The following is a 17,565-nucleotide window of genomic DNA, read 5'->3' as shown; positions in this document are numbered from 1 at the left end:
AGCAATGGCGCAGCCACTTCAAGGCAGCTGCACGCTGACGTCGGCGGCCAGGACATAACCGCCGCCCCAGACGGTACGCAACAGCTCCGGCTGCAATGGATCGTCGGCAAGCTTGCGGCGCAGGCGGCTGATCTGCCGGTCGATGGCGCGATCAAACACGTCGCTGCCGGGGCGCGCGGTCAAGTCGAGCAAGCGCTGGCGGTCCAGCGTGACATTCGGGTGCTTGAGAAACACGTGCAACAAACGGCTTTCGGCAGTGCTGAGCCGCACCTGGGAGCGGTCGGCGCGAATCAGGGTTTCGGTGGCACCAATGAAACTCAGGCCGGCGAAATCATAGCGCTGCATCGCCGCCGCGCTGGCCATCACCGGCTGATCGACCCGCATGGGACTGCCCCGGCGGCGCAGCACGCTGTTGAGCCGCGCCACCAGTTCCCGAGGCTCGAAGGGTTTGGTCACGTAATCGTCGGCGCCCAGATCCAGCCCGCGCACCCGGTCCGCCGACGCATCCCGCGCCGTGAGCAGAATGACCGGCAGATTGGCCCGCCGATGCAACATGCCGCACAGGTCGAAACCGTCGCCGTCGGGCAGCATCACGTCAAGCACCACCACATCGAACGTCTGCTGCTTGAGCACCTGCCACATCCCCGCCGCATCCTCGGCCGTACGCACATCAAACCCGTGGCGCCGCAGATACACCGCCAGCGGATCACGGATCTTGCGATGGTCGTCGACGATGAGGATGCGCGGCGCGGGATTTGCGGTGGGATCGGACATTGATATTCAGCGACTTGTGGGAGCGAGCTTGCTCGCGAAGAGGTCATTGCATCCGCCACATTCCACAACCCGACCATTGCCTTCGCGGGCAAGCTCGCTCCCACAGAGTCAGGCCGGATCACATCTGCGGATGATTCCCATTAACAGCGGCGATCATAGCCGATGCTCCCGCACAAGGCACCTTTTGCAACGTCCCGGCCCTGACGCGGTCAATGCCTGACGGGTTTTACCGGGAAAGCAATGTGCCTGCATCCGCCGCAGGGCCATCAAACCTTTGCCTGCTGACTTGCAACGTCAGCCGGGCACGCTTTGAATCGTAATGACGGGAATACCAATGCTTGAACTCGCTGCTGGCTTTATCTGCCTCACCTCGCTGCTCACCTACGTGAACTTTCGATTTATCGGCCTGCCGCCCACCATTGGCGTCATGGTCACCGCGCTACTCTTCTCGCTGATCCTGCAAGGCCTGAGTTTCATGGGCTATCCGGGCCTGGAAGATCGCGTGCAACAGCTGATCGGCCAGATTGATTTTGGCGATCTGCTGATGAACTGGATGCTGTCGTTCCTGCTGTTCGCAGGCGCGCTGCACGTCAATCTTGGCGACTTGAAACACTACCGCTGGCCCATCGGCCTGCTGGCGACCTTCGGCGTCTTGATTGCCACCACTGTGATCGGCACGCTGGCGTACTGGATTTTTGGCTGGTTCGGCTGGCACGTCAGCTTCCTGTATTGCCTGTTGTTCGGCGCACTGATTTCCCCGACTGACCCTATCGCGGTGCTCGGCGTGCTGCGTACCGCCAATGCGTCCAAGCCGCTGAAAACCACCATCGTCGGCGAATCGCTGTTCAATGACGGCACCGCTGTGGTGGTGTTCACGGTTTTGCTGGGCATCGCACAACTGGGCGAAACCCCGACCGTCGGCGAAACCGCGATGCTGTTCGTTCACGAAGCGGTGGGCGGCGTGCTGTTCGGCGGCCTGATCGGTTACGCCGTGTACTTGATGATCAAGAGCATCGAGCAGTACCAGATCGAAGTCATGCTGACCCTGGCGCTGGTGATCGGCGGTTCGGCAATGTCCACTGAGCTGCATGTATCCGGCCCCATCGCGATGGTGGTCGCCGGGTTGATCATCGGCAACCTCGGCCGCAATCTGGCGATGAACGACATGACCCGCCGCTACATGGACGGCTTCTGGGAATTGCTCGATGACATGCTCAACGCCCTGCTGTTCGCCCTGATCGGCATGGAGCTGCTGCTATTGCCGTTCTCCTGGTCGCACTTGCTGGCGGCCGGGCTGCTGGCGGTGGCGATTCTGCTGTCGCGCTTCGTCACCGTGGCGCCCGCGATCCTGTTGTTGCGCCACTGGAAAAGCGTGCCCAAAGGCACCATCCGCATCCTGACCTGGGGCGGCCTGCGCGGCGGGGTTTCCGTGGCGCTGGCCCTGGCCTTGCCGCTGGGCCCGGAGCGCGACCTGCTGCTGAGCATCACGTATATCGTGGTGCTGTCGTCGATCCTGTTACAGGGTTTGACGATTGGCAAACTGGTCAAGGCCGTGACCCGCGATCAGCCGCAAGAGCAGAATGTCGGGCACTGATTCTGCGATTGCTGTCATGACCTGCGCGATTGGCTAAGATGCCACGACCGCCAGCCCGCGCTGGCGGTTTTTTTTGATTTTCAGGAGCTCCCATGTCCCGCGAAGACATGATCGCTTTTGTCCGCGACGGTTGGAGTCGAGCAGTGAAAATGAGTCGTTATCTACGCTGCTGCTCAGCGCTGCTCGCGCTTGTGGTTGGCAGCGCCCACGCATCGATGCGCTGCAGCGGAGCACTCATTGACGAGGGGGATTTGACACTGGAGGTACTCCGCAAGTGTGGCCCGCCAGCCGAACGCCAAATCGTCAGCCCTGAGCTGGACCAGAGCGGGCGCGTCATACGCGGCGCAGTCACTGTCGAGCATTGGACCTACGGCCCAGACAACGGCATGTACCGACAGCTACGCTTCATCGACGGCAAGCTCGTCGAGATCAGAAGCAAGAAATAACGCTGGTCCGCTAGATCAGACGCGGCTCGGCGCAGTGTGTTGCAGCGTACTTGTTCGCAAAGTGTCAGTACTCTCAACCGCTCTCTGAAAAGACTGGAGTTCACATGCCTCGTTTCGCTGCCAACCTCAGCATGCTTTACCCGCAACACGATTTTCTCGCACGTTTCGCTGCGGCTGCCGCCGATGGTTTCGAAGCGGTCGAGTATTCGTTTCCTTATGACTTCAGCCCGCAGGAACTCAAGCAACAACTGAGCGACAACGGCCTGGTCCAGGCGCTGTTCAATGCGCCGCCGGGTGACTGGGCGGCGGGCGAACGCGGCACTGCTTCATTGCCGGGTCGGGAGAGCGAATTCCGCAGCGGCTTCGAGCGCGCTCTGGACTATGCCAGCGTGCTGGGCAACGACCGGATTCACGTCATGGCCGGCCTGCTGCCAAGCGAAGCGCTGCGTGAACGGCATCAGGCGGTGTATCTGGAAAATCTCGGTTACGCCGCAGAACAGGCGGCCAAGGCCGGAATCACGGTGTTGATCGAGCCGATCAACACTCGGGACATGCCGGGCTTCTTCCTCAATCGTCAGGATCAGGCGCAAGCCATCCGCAAGCAAGTCGGCGCGGCCAACCTCAAGGTGCAATTCGACTTCTATCACTGCCAGATTGTCGAAGGTGACGTGATCTCCAAACTACGCCGGGACTTCGCCGAGGTCGGTCATATCCAGATCGCAGGCGTGCCGGATCGCCATGAACCGGACCTGGGCGAGCTCAATTATGCGTGGCTGTTCGAGGAAATCGATCGGCTGGGCTACACCGGCTGGATCGGCTGCGAATACCGGCCCAAGGGCGATACCAGCGAAGGTTTGCAGTGGTTGCGGGATTGGCGGGCGGCCAAGGCGTAAATGGAATAGTTGGAGCGAGGCTTGCCCGCGAAGGCTATTTTCAGACCTCCAAAGCTATGTTGGATGTACTGACTTCTTCGCGGGCAAGCCTCGCTCCAACGACGTTTATCGGTTTTGGCTACCCGTTAACCGCTTCGTCCTTGAACTGATCCTTCACGTACAGAATCTCGGTGCGGCCGTGGGGCGCGGGTAAGCCGTCTTCGCCCAGGTTGACGAACACCATCTTCTCCACGGTCAGAATGCTCTTGCGGGTGATTTTGTTGCGCACTTCGCAGGTCAGGGTGATGGAGGTACGGCCGAACTCGGTGGCGGTGATGCCCAGCTCAATAATGTCGCCCTGTCGCGAGGCGCTGACGAAGTTGATCTCGGAAATGTACTTGGTCACCACACGCTGATTGCCCAGCTGCACGATGGCGTAGATCGCCGCTTCTTCATCGATCCAGCGCAGCAGGCTGCCGCCGAACAAGGTGCCGTTTGGATTCAGGTCTTCGGGTTTAACCCACTTGCGGGTGTGGAAATTCATGTTCACTCCTGACCGTCTGCGATTGATGCCGCCCATAATGGCAGACATATCGGGGCAAGCAAGGTATGTGCGCTGCGGGTGGTTACCTGGCTTATCTGCCTTATCTGACTCGCCAGGCTTTGGCGTCGGCAATGGTTGTAGATCTCCAAGGTTTGCTGAGAATCGGGTTACGTGATCCATAGCCGTCGATGACGAGATCCAGCGCCTGATTAATCTGCTCAGCGGTCTCGGCCCGCACCAGAACTTGATCGGCACGCAACAGAAGTTCGATATTTTTCGAGGTCTGCCCCAACAAGTGCAGGGATGGATAGATCACTGTTCGCCGGATATTGCCAGCGATCACACGGCTGTCGCGCCTGCGCATTTCCGCAACCGCAGCGCTGAGAACGACGGAGCCCGACTCCTCGCGCCCGGCGATCTGAAGAAGCTGCTGAAAATTGGCTTTTTCTGGCTGATTGAGCGCCTGCGCCAACCAACTGATACGGGCGTCATCGAAGGCAAGTTCGCTCAGACGCGCAATGAGCGCACGCAACGCGTCGAATGTGAGACCCGACCGGGAATTGGCAAGGGTAATCCCCTCCTCCAGCGCCCGCAGCAGCTCGCTCGCCTGCATGCGCCACGCCTGAATATCCCGGACTGGCAACGCCGTGCCTTGCGTCAGCACCTCTGCAAGCATGACGTCAGTCAGATTCAGCAGCGCGTCATCAATGGATGCAAAATAAAAGCACTGCCGTTTTTTCGCCCGCGCCGCCAAATGTGCTTCAACCGTCTGCTTCAAGCGTGCCTGCAGGTGGTTTTTAATCTCCACTGTCATGACGAAGTTCAGCGTGCCATTCAGCGCCGTCGTGAAATCACCTTTTTCAGTCTTAAGCGGGACGATGACGAACTGGTCGGCGAAGGCTTCGAGGAGCCTCTTCTGATATTCACGACTGGCGGAAACCGGTGCCCCAACGGCCCAGTCGGTAATGACCTGAGTCCAGCTGCCGCGTTTGTCAGACGTATCTGACTTTTCAAACTTGAAGATCAGCATGTCCGATCCGGACAGCAGATCCACAGGCGAACCCGGATCGATCAGCTGCGGCACCGGCGTATTGAGCAGCACGCCGCCGTCCTGGAAAAAGGTCAGTTCGGAATCTTCCTGAAAGCTGAGCCCTTGACTGCCGGGCTGCTGGAAAACCACCGGCAAAGCCGCAGAGACATGGGTCGCAACCGCGATGTCCATATCCGGGCAGAGATCCGCGTTGAACACCACCAGTTGCGGTCGGCCTTCGAACATGGCGGTGCCGGTCACGCTGAGTCTTTTGATGTGGGGGATCAAGGTGCCGAGCAAGGCAAGGTCTGCAAAAGTAACAACACCACCGGCATCCAGCTTGTGTTTGATCGCAAGCGCTTGCGGGGATAGCGAATCAGCGCGCGCGGACTCGATCCGGGCCAGCACCGCTGCACGGGCTTGCTCACGGACCAGATTCAGTAGCGGCACCGCACCCGACTGAACAAGCGGCAATACGCTCAACAGCAGTTGGGTGTAGCTGCCAGCTTTGCCGGGCAGTACCTCGGGCGCCATTTCTCCCACGCGGGAAAACAGCTGTTGCAACCAGTTGACGCTGTCGTTCGGACTTTGCAGAAGCGCGAGCAGGTTGGTTTCGTCGCACAGCCTGTCGAATTCAGTGGCGTTCATGCCGGATGCAATCATCGCGGCCATGATCGCGCCAACAGACGATCCGTACAGCATCTCGATACCCGCCAAAGCGCCCTCGTTTTCCAGTGCGGCTACCGCCCCGGAGTAAGCAACGCCTTTCGCGCCGCCACCGCTGAGGATCATTCGTCGGACAGGCGGCAAGGCAAGCTCAAGCTCGACGATGCCGTTCTGGTATTGCTTGAGTGTTATCTGGCGGGCTCCCGCACGCTCGACAAGGGTTTGGCTGTGACCTTGTGGTTGCAGGGTCGGGCGATCGAATCCATTCGATGGGTTACTCATTGCGTGACTCCATTCTTCAAGCCCGCTTATCGAGGCGGGCCGGACGCTTGATTGGTAGCCACACTGTAAAAGTGATCGAAAGCGGATTGCGGTAGAAGAATATTTTTCGCAAAAAAAAGCACGAGCGACCAGACGTGGCTGCAAACCGATAGAAAACCTTGGGAAGATTCGCCAGCGCCGCTATAATGCCCACCGCTTCACAACGGTCATCTACCCTTGATACCGTTTTCCCGCCACCTGTCCGAGGGGCGCTGCAGCAGGTTTTCCTGTCAGGCTCGGATGGGGCGTTGTTCGACCGGATTGTTCCGTCGGGCCTTAAACGCACAACGGCGCCCATTCGCACACTACGAATGGAGACTCTCAATGAGTGCTGGACTTACGCCTACAGAAAACACGCCCGCAGATTTTTCCGACTATAAAGTCGCCGACATGTCCCTGGCTGCCTGGGGCCGTCGCGAAACCATCATCGCTGAATCCGAAATGCCTGCCCTGATGGGTCTGCGCCGCAAATACGCTGGCGAACAACCGCTCAAGGGCGCGAAGATTCTCGGCTGCATCCACATGACCATCCAGACTGCCGTGCTGATCGAAACCCTGGTTGCCCTGGGTGCCGAAGTTCGCTGGTCGTCGTGCAACATTTTCTCTACTCAGGACCAGGCTGCTGCGGCCATCGCTGCTGCCGGTATCGCGGTTTATGCCTGGAAAGGCGAAACCGAAGAAGAATACGAGTGGTGCCTTGAGCAAACCATCCTGAAAGATGGCGCGCCTTGGGATGCCAACATGATCCTCGACGACGGCGGCGACCTGACCGAGCTGCTGCACAAGAAATACCCGGCGATCCTGGACCGCGTCCACGGCGTGACCGAAGAGACCACCACCGGCGTTCACCGCCTGCTGGACATGCTGGCCAAGGGCGAGCTGAAAATCCCGGCCATCAACGTCAATGACTCGGTGACCAAGAGCAAGAACGACAACAAATACGGCTGCCGTCACAGCCTGAACGACGCCATCAAGCGCGGCACCGACCACTTGCTGTCCGGCAAGCAGGCTCTGGTAATCGGCTACGGTGACGTGGGCAAGGGCTCGGCTCAGTCGCTGCGTCAGGAAGGCATGATCGTCAAGGTTTCCGAAGTCGATCCAATCTGCGCCATGCAAGCGTGCATGGACGGTTTCGAACTGGTTTCGCCGTTCATCGACGGCATCAACGATGGCAGCGAAGCAAGCATCGACAAAGCGCTGCTGGGCAAGATCGACCTGATCGTGACCACCACCGGTAACGTCAACGTTTGTGATTCGAACATGCTCAAGGCGCTGAAAAAACGCGCGGTAGTGTGCAACATCGGTCACTTCGACAACGAAATCGACACCGCTTTCATGCGCAAGAACTGGGCATGGGAAGAAGTGAAGCCGCAGGTGCACAAGATTCACCGCACCGGCGCTGGCGCTTTCGATCCACAGAACGACGACTACCTGATTCTGCTGGCCGAAGGCCGTCTGGTAAACCTGGGCAACGCCACAGGTCACCCAAGCCGCATCATGGACGGTTCGTTTGCCAACCAGGTTCTGGCGCAAATCTTCCTGTTCGGTCAGAAATACGCCGATCTGTCGCCAGCCCAGAAAGCCGAGCGCCTGACCGTTGAAGTACTGCCGAAGAAACTCGACGAAGAAGTGGCCCTGGAAATGGTTCGCGGTTTCGGCGGCGTCGTGACTCAACTGACCAAGACCCAGGCCGACTACATCGGCGTGACTGTCGAAGGTCCGTTCAAGCCGCACGCTTATCGCTACTGATTGAGCAAGACACGTCCGCTTCTCCGGTAGGAGCGGACTTGTCCGCGATCGAGCGCGCAGCGGTCGCAACCAGCTTCACCGGCAGTGGCTGACACTCCGGTGATCTTCAGTACCTGAAGGTCGTTCCGACCTTATCGCGAACAAGTTCGCTCCTACAATGAGATCGGCGTCCATGTCCCTCGACCGTCGCTACAGCTTCGAATTCTTCCCGACGAAGACCGATGCTGGCCATGAAAAGCTGCTGAATGTTGCTCGTCAGCTAGCCAGCTACACCCCCGATTTTTTCTCCTGCACCTACGGTGCCGGTGGCTCGACCCGCGATCGCACGATCAATACCGTGCTGCAGCTGGAGAGCGAAGTTAAGATTCCCGCGGCCCCGCATTTGTCCTGCGTTGGCGACAGCAAGGCCGATCTGCGCGCCCTGCTGACCCAATACAAGGAAGCCGGGATCAAGCGCATCGTTGCCCTGCGCGGTGACCTGCCTTCCGGCATGGGCATGGCCAGCGGTGAGCTGCGTTATGCCAGCGACCTGGTGTCGTTCATTCGCGAAGAAACCGGTAGCCACTTCCATATCGAAGTCGCCGCTTACCCGGAAATGCACCCGCAAGCGCGCAATTTCGAAGACGACATCAAAAACTTCGTGCATAAGGCCCAGGCCGGTGCCGACAGTGCGATCACCCAGTATTTCTTCAACGCCGACAGTTATTTCTACTTCGTCGAGCGGGTGCGCAAGCTGGGCGTAAACATCCCGATCGTGCCGGGCATCATGCCGATCACCAATTACAGCAAGCTGGCGCGTTTTTCCGATGCCTGCGGTGCGGAAATCCCCCGCTGGATCCGCAAGCAACTGGAAGCCTACGGCGACGACGTGCAGAGCATTCAGGCGTTCGGCGAGCAGGTCATCACACAGATGTGTGAGCAGCTGTTACAAGGCGGCGCACCCGGTTTGCACTTCTACACCTTGAACCAGGCGGATCCTAGCCTTGCCATCTGGAATAACCTCAAGCTGCCGCGATAAACGCGGGGTTTATTTGTAGAAGCGGGTCTGTCACATTCGGGCAATGTTCATCTGGTAGGTTTTCTTCACCCGAAGACCTGCCATTGCCCTGATAACGGTGTAGATTTTTGACTTCACGCAATACATTCACTTCGACCCCCCAACTTGTCTATCTGGTCTTCGGCGCCCCGACCTATCATCAGGAAGCTGTCTTCAGCATCGCCAGCGCCCTGGCCGGGATGCGCAAGACGCCCGATCAAGCCCTCGACATTCAAGTCTTCAGCGACAACCCCAAGCCTTACGAGCATCTGCCGGTCCGCGTGCGAACGCTGGACGAACAGACCCGTAAAGCCTGGAGCGCCCCGCACGGTTATCACTTCCGCACCAAACACGTCGCATTGCGCACGGTGCTGGAGGAATGCGAGCGTGCCTTGCTGATCGATACCGATACGTTCTTCCACGGCTCGCCGCTGGAGCTGTTCGAACGGGTCAAACCCGGCACGCTTCTCTGTAATGCGTTCAACCTGCGCTACGGCATGTATCAGGAATCCGAGCTGTACACCAAACTCGCACCGATCCTCAAGGCACGCGGGCTGGCGGATGACGACATGCCGCTGATCAACTCCGGCGTCATCGGCCTGGAACGTCAGGATGCAGATGTGCTGGACCAGTCGATTGCGCTGATGGACGAGCTGTATCCGCTGGCAAAAGGTGCGTACACCCTTGAAGAGTTCTGTCTCGGCGTGGCGGCGTATCGCAGCAAAAACGTCAGTCAGTGCCCCGACCTGATTCATCATTACTGGAGCCGCAAGCAGCTGTTTCGGGCCAAGGTCCGCGCCTGGTTGTGCAAGCATGGCGACGATCCGACCAGCGAACACGCGCTGGATGACACTCAACAGGTGACCACGCGCCTGCCGCGACCGCCAACCTGGCAACGCATGCTGTACAAGGGCGCAACCCTGGGCGTGCCGGCCCATCAGCGGCAGTTCGTGCGGGAAATCCTTTACGGTTGCTGTCGGCACAGCAATGAATTCGACCGCGCCTGCGCGACTGTGTGGTGGGAAAAAGCCCAGGACAACGCCGAGCAACGCCTGAATCAGCCCCTTGAACCGCATCAGCTGGAACACTGGCTGGATCATTGGGTGGTGCGGCAGATTCTGGGGCGCCGGCGTCGGGCCATCTACGAGCATTTGCTGCAACGCAAAGCCGGCTGAGTCCTGTCCGGAGTCGCGCTGAAACGCGGCTCTGACACCGTTGAGCAGCAGGAACGCGGCGCGGGGCGATTGCTCTGTTATACTCCGCGTTCCCGCCAGGCTTACGCCCGGATGCTCGGTCTCGCAGAAGGCACCTCGATCACGTCAGCAGCGCACTTCTTTTTCCCGCGCCCATGTCACGAGATGTACTAAAGACCAGCAGGACCGGACGGGATTGCGTCTTCCAGGATTCGAACGAAACGTCACCGAGCGGCGATCAGGCAACCCAGCCCGATCGGCGCACAGACAATTTCTGTTCAGTCCGGACCGCCATTCGCGCCAGGCAAGATCATCCCTTTGAGCTAAAGCTCTAACCAGAACAGGATTACTCATGTCCTTTGCTTCCCTCGGTCTCTCCGAGGCTTTAGTCCGCGCCATCGAGGCAGCGGGCTACACCGAGCCTACTCCGGTGCAACAGCGGGCAATTCCCGCCGTGTTGCAAGGTCGTGACCTGATGGTCGCGGCTCAGACAGGTACTGGTAAAACCGGCGGTTTCGCCCTTCCGATTCTGGAGCGGCTGTTTCCCGGTGGTCATCCGGACAAATCCCAGCGTCACGGCCCGCGCCAACCGCGCGTACTGGTCCTGACCCCTACTCGCGAACTCGCCGCCCAGGTGCATGACAGCTTCAAGGTCTACGCCCGCGACTTGAAGTTCGTCAGCGCCTGCATCTTTGGCGGCGTCGGCACCAATCCGCAGATTCAGGCCATGGCCCGAGGCGTTGATGTGCTGGTGGCCTGCCCTGGCCGTCTGCTCGATCTGGCAGGCTCCGGCAGTGTCGATCTGTCCCACGTTGAAATCCTCGTGCTCGATGAAGCCGACCGGATGCTCGACATGGGCTTCGTCCACGACGTGAAGAAAGTCCTCGCGCGCCTGCCTGCCAAGCGTCAGAACCTGCTGTTCTCGGCAACGTTCTCCAACGACATCACGGCCTTGGCCGGCAAGCTGTTGCATAACCCCGAGCGCATCGAAGTCACGCCGCCGAACACCACGGTCGAGCGTATCGAGCAACGGGTGTTCCGTCTGGCGTCGAACCACAAGCGTTCGCTGCTCGCGCACTTGATCACCGCTGGCGCCTGGGAACAGGTGCTGGTCTTCACCCGCACCAAGCACGGCGCCAACCGTCTGGCCGAATACCTGGACAAACACGGCCTCAGCGCTGTGGCGATCCACGGTAACAAGAGCCAGAACGCCCGGACCAAAGCCTTGGCTGACTTCAAGGCTGGCGACGTGCGCATCATGGTTGCCACCGATATCGCCGCGCGTGGCCTGGATATCGACCAGTTGCCCCACGTGGTCAACTTCGAGCTGCCTAACGTCGACGAAGACTACGTGCACCGTATCGGCCGGACTGGCCGTGCAGGCCGCAGCGGCGAAGCGATCTCGCTGGTTGCCCCGGACGAAGAAAAACTGCTGAAAAGCATCGAGCGCATGACCCGGCAGAAACTTGCCGACGGCGATCTGATGGGTTTTGACATCACTGCGGTCGAAGCCGAAAAGCCTGAAGTTCGCGAGCGTCCGGACGTGCGTAACCCACGCAATCCGCGCGGTCCGCGTGGTGATGGGCCGAACGGTGGTGGCGGTGGCAGCGGTCGCAAGGATAAAGGCAAGGACAAGGGCAAGGAAAAGTCGGCAACGGCGACTCCCGGCGAACGTCCGGCTCGTCAGCCGCGTGAGCAAAAGCCTCGCGAAGCTGGCCCGGCCCGTGAACAGCGTCAGCCGTCCACGCCCCGCGCAGCCCAGCCGCAGTCGGCCAATCGCGCTCCGGATGAGTTCCTGGATGACGAAGTGGATAACTTCGGCAACCGCGCTGACTACGTCAGTCCGTACCAGGGCAAAAACCAGGGTCGCGGTCGTCGTCCCGGCGCTCCGGCGTCCGCTCCGGCTGCAACTACAACCGGCGCAGCACCTGCCGCGCGTGGCCCACGCCCAAGTGGTCCGCGTACCGGCGCTGGCGCAAGCACCGGCACTCCGCCGGCCAAGCGCAATGGCCCACGCAGTGGCGCACCCCGTGACGGCCAGGCCCGTCGCGAGGAGCAGCCGCGCAACCGTCGTCCGGCGCGTGATGACCAGCCAGCCCGTCAGGAACCTGCAGTCCAGGGCCCTCGCGATGGCCAGCCAGCACCGAAGATCATGCACAAAGAGTCGAAAAGCGATCGGTTCCCGTCCGCGGAACAACTCGATCAATTGCCAAGCCGCCCACGCGGTGAAAAACCGGCCTTGCTGACGCGCAACCGCGAAGGTTAAGCAAAACCGGCAAAAAAAAAACGCCCCGGACTGGTTTCAGTTCGGGGCGTTTTTGCATCCGGATATCATCCGGCGTTGCGCGTCACCAGCTCCACAAACGCCTTGGCCATGGGCGATTGCTGGTCCTTGCGTTGCACCAGCCAGACCGCGCTGGTGGCGGCTGGGTCGAGCAGGGTTCGATAGACCACGCCTTCGATGCGCATACGGCGGTAGGAAGCGGGCAGAACGGTGACGCCCAGGCCTGCGGCGACCAGGCCGATAATGGTCATGGCTTCGCCGGCTTCCTGGGTGATCAGCGGGCTGAACCCTGCGGCGCGCGCCAGATCGAGTAACTGGGCGTATAAACCGCTGCCATAGGAACGCGGGAAGAACACAAACGGCTCGGCGGCCAGTTCCGCCAGATGCAGGCCGTTTTCGCTGCCCTGGGCCAAAGGATGATCGGCGCGGATGATTGCCACCAAGGGTTCACGCAGCAATTCGACGGCAATCAGCGATTCGGGCAACGGCAGCGGGCGCATAATGCCGACCTGCATGGATTCATCCTCAAGCCCCGCCGCCACTTCCTTGCTGCTCATTTCCTGCAATGCCAGATGCACCGCCGGGAACGCCTGACGAAACGCAAAGATCGCCTGCGGGATGCTCGACGTGAACGGCGCCGAAGCGGTAAAGCCGATCTTCAATTCACCCAGTTCACCCAGTTGCGCGCGCCGGGCCACGTCGGCGGCCTTGCCCACTTGTGCCAGCACCAGACGCGCTTCATCAAGGAACAGACGCCCCGCTTCGCTGAGTTCGACGCGCCGGTTGGTGCGGTCAAACAATCGCGCGCCCAGTTCCTGCTCCAGCGCCTGAATCTGCTGGCTCAACGGCGGTTGTGAGATCCCCAGCAATTGCGCGGCGCGCCCGAAATGCAGCTCTTCGGCGACGGCGATGAAGTAGCGCAAATGGCGTAATTCCATGAGCCTTCCATTAGGTCGTTTTAGATATCAAACAGGTCGAACAATATATTGGAAAGAATCATTAGCGGGCTATATTCTTTTTCGTCATCGCCTGCCCAATCGTCTCCGAGGTCCATTGTGAATCCTGCTGTTGCTCCATCCGACACTGTGTCCACGCCCATGCAAGCGGCTGTTCCGCTGGGCGACACCTACATCGAAAAAGACACGCCGATGTTCATGCGCACGGTCCTGGCCTTGTTCTCCGGCGGTTTCGCGACCTTCGCGCTGCTGTATTGCGTGCAACCGATGATGCCGGTGTTGTCCCGCGAGTTTTCCATCAATGCCGCGCAGAGCAGTTTGATTCTCTCGGTTTCCACGGCGATGCTCGCCCTGGGCCTGCTGATCACCGGGCCGATTTCCGACCGCCTCGGACGCAAGCCAGTGATGGTGTTGTCACTGTTTTCCGCAGCGATCTTCACCTTGGCCGGCGGCATGGTGCCGAGCTGGGAAGGCGTGCTGATTACCCGGGCGCTGGTGGGTTTGTCCCTGAGCGGGCTGGCAGCGGTGGCGATGACCTACCTCAGCGAAGAGATTCACCCCAATCACATTGGCCTGGCGATGGGCCTGTATATCGGCGGCAATGCCATCGGCGGCATGAGTGGTCGGGTGATTACCGGCGTACTGATCGATTACGTCAGCTGGCACGCGGCAATCATGGTGGTCGGCGGGTTGGCGTTGATTGCAGCGGCAGTGTTCTGGAAGATTCTTCCGGAGTCGCGTAACTTCCGCGCCCGCTCGCTGCATCCGCGCAGCCTGCTGGAAGGCTTCGTCGTGCAGTTCCGCGACGCTGGCCTACCGCTGCTGTTCATCGAAGCTTTCCTGCTGATGGGCAGCTTCGTGACCCTGTTCAACTACATCGGCTATCGCTTGCTGGCCGAGCCTTATCACTTGAGCCAGGCGGTGGTCGGGCTGTTTTCGGTGGTGTACCTGTCGGGGATCTACAGCTCGGCGAAAATCGGTTCGCTGGCCGACAAGCTGGGCCGTCGCCAAGTGTTATGGGCAGTGATCGTGATGATGCTGATCGGCGTCAGCCTGACCATGTTCACCCCGCTGCCGATGGTGATTATCGGTGTGCTGCTGTTCACCTTCGGCTTCTTCGGCGCGCACTCGGTGGCCAGCAGCTGGATCGGCCGCCGCGCAATAACCGCCAAGGGTCAGGCGTCTTCGCTGTATCTGTTCAGTTATTACGTAGGATCGAGCGTCGCCGGGACCGGCGGTGGGGTGTTCTGGCATTACGCAGGCTGGAACGGCATCGGCCTGTTCATCGGCGCGCTGCTGCTGGTGGCCCTGGCCGTGGCATTGCGCCTGGCGAAGTTGCCGCCGTTGGAAGCGAAAGTGCAGCTATAACGAAACGAACCCGTACAGACTGTGTAGGAGGGGACAAGTCCCCTCCTACCGGTTTCGTTATCAGTTACTGCAATCAGCCGTGATACTGCGCCGAAAGCTCATGCACTGCTTCAATGAACGCACCTGCACGGGCCGGGTCGACTTCCGGGGTGATGCCGTGGCCCAGATTGAACACGTGACCGTTGCCGCTGCCGTAGCTTTCGAGGATACGTGACACTTCGGCACGAATCGCCTGCGGGCTGGCGTACAGCACGGACGGGTCCATGTTGCCTTGCAGCGCGACTTTGCCACCCACGCGACGGCGGGCGTCGCCGATGTGGGTGGTCCAGTCCAGTCCCAAAGCGTCGGCACCCGTGTCAGCCATGCTTTCCAGCCACTGACCGCCACCTTTGGTGAACAGGATCACCGGCACTTTGCGCCCGTCATTCTCGCGAATCAGGCCGTTGACGATTTTCTGCATGTAGGCCAGCGAGAATTCCTGATACGCCGCATCGGAAAGACTGCCGCCCCAACTGTCGAAAATCTGCACAGCCTGCGCGCCAGCCAGAATCTGGCCGTTGAGGTACGACGTCACCGACTGCGCCAGCTTGTCCAGCAACAGGTGCATGGCCTGGGGATTTTCGTAGAGCATGGCTTTGGACTTGCGATGGTCTTTCGACGAGCCGCCTTCAACCATATAGGTGGCCAGTGTCCACGGGCTGCCGGAGAAACCGATCAAAGGTACACGGCCGTTAAGCTCGCGGCGGATGGTGCTGACGGCATCCATCACATAGCCGAGGTCTTTTTGCGGATCCGGGATCGGCAAGGCTTCGATTTCAGCCAGGGTGTTGACGGTTTTCTTGAAGCGCGGACCTTCGCCGGTCTCGAAATACAGGCCCAGCCCCATGGCATCAGGGATGGTCAGGATGTCGGAAAACAGAATCGCGGCATCCAGCGGATAGCGGTCCAGCGGCTGCAGCGTGACTTCGCAGGCGAACTCCGGGTTCATGCACAGGCTCATGAAATCGCCGGCCTTGGCCCGGCTGGCGCGGTACTCAGGCAAGTAGCGGCCGGCCTGGCGCATCATCCAGACAGGCGTCACGTCCACGGGCTGCTTGAGCAGGGCACGAAGGAAACGGTCGTTCTTCAAGGCAGTCATGTCGGCATCCGCAAAAAAAGTGCGGGCATTTTCTCAGACACGGACGCAAAAGGCACGGCAAGAGCCGTGCCTTTTATCTATCGTGGCGATTTGTCGCATAAGAACAACAAACACTTCACCCGTTGGAGCCGTTACACGCCCAGATAATCCAGAATCCCTTCCGCCGCATTGCGGCCTTCGAAGATTGCGGTCACCACCAGGTCAGAGCCGCGCACCATGTCGCCACCGGCGAAGATTTTCGGGTTGCTGGTCTGGTGCTTGAACTGCGCCTGTTCCGGGGCGATGACGCGGCCCTGGCTGTCGGTCTGGATGCTGAACTGCTCGAACCACGGCGCCGGGCTTGGACGGAAGCCGAAAGCGATGACCACGGCGTCAGCCGGGATGATCTCTTCGGAGCCCGGAATCGGCTCAGGGCTGCGACGGCCGCGTGCATCAGGCTCGCCAAGACGCGTCTCGACGACTTTCACGCCTTCGACCCGATCTTCGCCAACGATAGCGATTGGCTGGCGGTTGTAGAGGAACTTCACGCCCTCTTCCTTGGCGTTCTTCACTTCCTTGCGCGAGCCAGGCATGTTGGCTTCGTCGCGACGATACGCGCAGGTCACCGACTTGGCGCCCTGGCGGATCGACGTCCGATTGCAGTCCATGGCCGTGTCACCACCGCCGAGCACGACAATCTTCTTGCCCTTCATGTCGACGAAATCTTCCGGCGACTTTTCGAAGCCCAGATTGCGATTGACGTTGGCGATGAGGAAGTCGAGTGCGTCGTGCACACCCGGCAGGTCTTCACCGGCAAAACCGCCTTTCATGTAGGTGTAGGTGCCCATGCCCATGAACACCGCATCGTATTCTTCAAGCAGTTGATCGACAGTGACGTCCTTGCCGACTTCGGTATTGAGGCGGAACTCGATACCCATGCCGGTGAACACTTCACGACGATGGCTCAGCACGGTTTTTTCCAGCTTGAACTCCGGAATACCGAAAGTCAGCAGACCACCGATTTCCGGATTCTTGTCGAAAACCACCGGCGTCACGCCGCCACGCACCAGCACGTCGGCGCAGCCCAGGCCCGCAGGACCGGCACCGATGATGGCGACGCGCTTGCCGTTGCGCACGACCTTGGACATGTCTGGACGCCAGCCCATGGCGAACGCGGTGTCGGTGATGTACTTCTCCACCGAACCGATGGTTACCGCGCCGAAACCGTCGTTCAGGGTGCAGGCACCTTCGCACAGACGATCCTGCGGACACACCCGACCGCAAACTTCCGGCAAGGTATTGGTCTGGTGCGACAGCTCGGCGGCCGCGAGGATGTTGCCTTCGGCAACCAGCTTGAGCCAGTTGGGAATGAAGTTGTGTACCGGGCACTTCCACTCGCAGTACGGGTTACCGCAACCCAGGCAGCGGTGGGCCTGATCGGCCGACTGCTGAGGCTTGAAAGGTTCGTAGATTTCCACGAACTCTTTCTTGCGCTGGCGCAGCAGTTTCTTCTTCGGATCTTTGCGCCCGACATCGAGGAATTGAAAGTCGTTACTGAGACGTTCAGCCATTTTGTGCCTCTTCGGCAGCTTCAAGCGACACGCTTCAAGCTGCA

14 protein-coding genes and 1 riboswitch are annotated in these 17,565 nt (G+C 60.0%); of the genes, 8 read left to right on the top strand and 6 right to left on the bottom strand.

Translation table 11 applies throughout. From position 1 onward, the window contains the following. Positions 1–18 precede the first annotated feature (18 nt). Positions 19–774 carry a response regulator gene (locus tag CFII64_RS24520; protein WP_020293560.1) on the bottom strand — a complete coding sequence of 252 codons (756 nt, stop codon included), beginning with the start codon at positions 772–774 and terminating at the stop codon, positions 19–21. Between the two features lie 334 nt (positions 775–1,108). Here CFII64_RS24520 and CFII64_RS24515 point away from each other — a divergent pair, with 334 nt between their 5' ends. From CFII64_RS24515 to otnI, 3 genes are all read left to right on the top strand, one after another. Further along, positions 1,109–2,368, top strand: a complete 1,260-nt coding sequence (locus tag CFII64_RS24515; protein WP_020293559.1) for a sodium:proton antiporter — start codon at positions 1,109–1,111, stop codon at positions 2,366–2,368. Between the two features lie 92 nt (positions 2,369–2,460). Then, positions 2,461–2,814 carry a DUF2845 domain-containing protein gene (locus CFII64_RS24510; RefSeq protein ID WP_020293558.1) on the top strand — a complete coding sequence of 118 codons (354 nt, stop codon included), beginning with the start codon at positions 2,461–2,463 and terminating at the stop codon, positions 2,812–2,814. A 104-nt stretch (positions 2,815–2,918) separates the two neighbouring features. Beyond that, positions 2,919–3,707 carry a 2-oxo-tetronate isomerase gene (gene otnI / locus CFII64_RS24505; RefSeq protein WP_020293557.1) on the top strand — a complete coding sequence of 263 codons (789 nt, stop codon included), beginning with the start codon at positions 2,919–2,921 and terminating at the stop codon, positions 3,705–3,707. 118 nt (positions 3,708–3,825) lie between these two features. Here the strand turns inward: otnI and CFII64_RS24500 are convergent, their stop codons facing one another. Together CFII64_RS24500 and CFII64_RS24495 are read right to left on the bottom strand one after the other, a co-directional pair. Further along, positions 3,826–4,230, bottom strand: coding sequence for an acyl-CoA thioesterase (locus CFII64_RS24500; protein ID WP_020293556.1), 405 nt, complete (start codon positions 4,228–4,230; stop codon positions 3,826–3,828). A gap of 100 nt (positions 4,231–4,330) precedes the next feature. Then, positions 4,331–6,352, bottom strand: a complete 2,022-nt coding sequence (locus tag CFII64_RS24495; RefSeq protein WP_256208171.1) for a patatin-like phospholipase family protein — start codon at positions 6,350–6,352, stop codon at positions 4,331–4,333. A 93-nt stretch (positions 6,353–6,445) separates the two neighbouring features. Continuing rightward, positions 6,446–6,550, top strand: a riboswitch (S-adenosyl-L-homocysteine riboswitch). A 21-nt stretch (positions 6,551–6,571) separates the two neighbouring features. Here CFII64_RS24495 and ahcY point away from each other — a divergent pair. From ahcY to CFII64_RS24475, 4 genes are all read left to right on the top strand, one after another. Further along, a complete protein-coding gene (gene ahcY / locus CFII64_RS24490; RefSeq protein ID WP_020293554.1) occupies positions 6,572–7,996 on the top strand; it encodes an adenosylhomocysteinase in 1,425 nt (474 codons plus the stop codon). A gap of 172 nt (positions 7,997–8,168) precedes the next feature. Then, positions 8,169–9,014, top strand: a complete 846-nt coding sequence (metF, locus tag CFII64_RS24485; RefSeq protein WP_020293553.1) for a methylenetetrahydrofolate reductase [NAD(P)H] — start codon at positions 8,169–8,171, stop codon at positions 9,012–9,014. Between the two features lie 107 nt (positions 9,015–9,121). Beyond that, complete coding sequence (locus CFII64_RS24480) at positions 9,122–10,207, top strand: hypothetical protein (RefSeq protein WP_020293552.1); 1,086 nt, start codon at positions 9,122–9,124, stop codon at positions 10,205–10,207. A gap of 370 nt (positions 10,208–10,577) precedes the next feature. Further along, positions 10,578–12,491, top strand: a complete 1,914-nt coding sequence (locus CFII64_RS24475; RefSeq protein WP_020293551.1) for a DEAD/DEAH box helicase — start codon at positions 10,578–10,580, stop codon at positions 12,489–12,491. 65 nt (positions 12,492–12,556) lie between these two features. Here the strand turns inward: CFII64_RS24475 and CFII64_RS24470 are convergent, their stop codons facing one another. Then, entirely contained in the window at positions 12,557–13,447 is an 891-nt protein-coding gene (locus tag CFII64_RS24470) for a LysR family transcriptional regulator (protein ID WP_020293550.1), read from the bottom strand. Between the two features lie 159 nt (positions 13,448–13,606). Between CFII64_RS24470 and CFII64_RS24465 the strand changes: the two genes are divergently transcribed. Next, on the top strand, positions 13,607–14,833 hold the full coding sequence (locus CFII64_RS24465) for an MFS transporter (RefSeq protein ID WP_020293548.1): 1,227 nt from the start codon (positions 13,607–13,609) through the stop codon (positions 14,831–14,833). Positions 14,834–14,906: 73 nt separating this feature from the next. Here CFII64_RS24465 and hemE read toward each other — a convergent pair whose 3' ends face one another. Together hemE and CFII64_RS24455 are read right to left on the bottom strand one after the other, a co-directional pair. Beyond that, a complete protein-coding gene (gene hemE / locus CFII64_RS24460) occupies positions 14,907–15,971 on the bottom strand; it encodes a uroporphyrinogen decarboxylase (protein ID WP_020293547.1) in 1,065 nt (354 codons plus the stop codon). Between the two features lie 131 nt (positions 15,972–16,102). Next, positions 16,103–17,521: an FAD-dependent oxidoreductase gene (locus CFII64_RS24455; protein ID WP_020293546.1), complete on the bottom strand. Its 1,419-nt coding sequence runs from the start codon at positions 17,519–17,521 to the stop codon at positions 16,103–16,105. Between the last annotated feature and the right edge of the window lie 44 nt (positions 17,522–17,565).

Origin of the sequence: Pseudomonas sp. CFII64 (genome assembly GCF_000416235.1) — a bacterium.
In the GTDB taxonomy this organism is placed as follows: Bacteria; Pseudomonadota; Gammaproteobacteria; order Pseudomonadales; family Pseudomonadaceae; genus Aquipseudomonas.
Note: the sequence above shows the minus strand (reverse complement) of the source record. Positions and strands in the feature narration are given on the sequence as shown.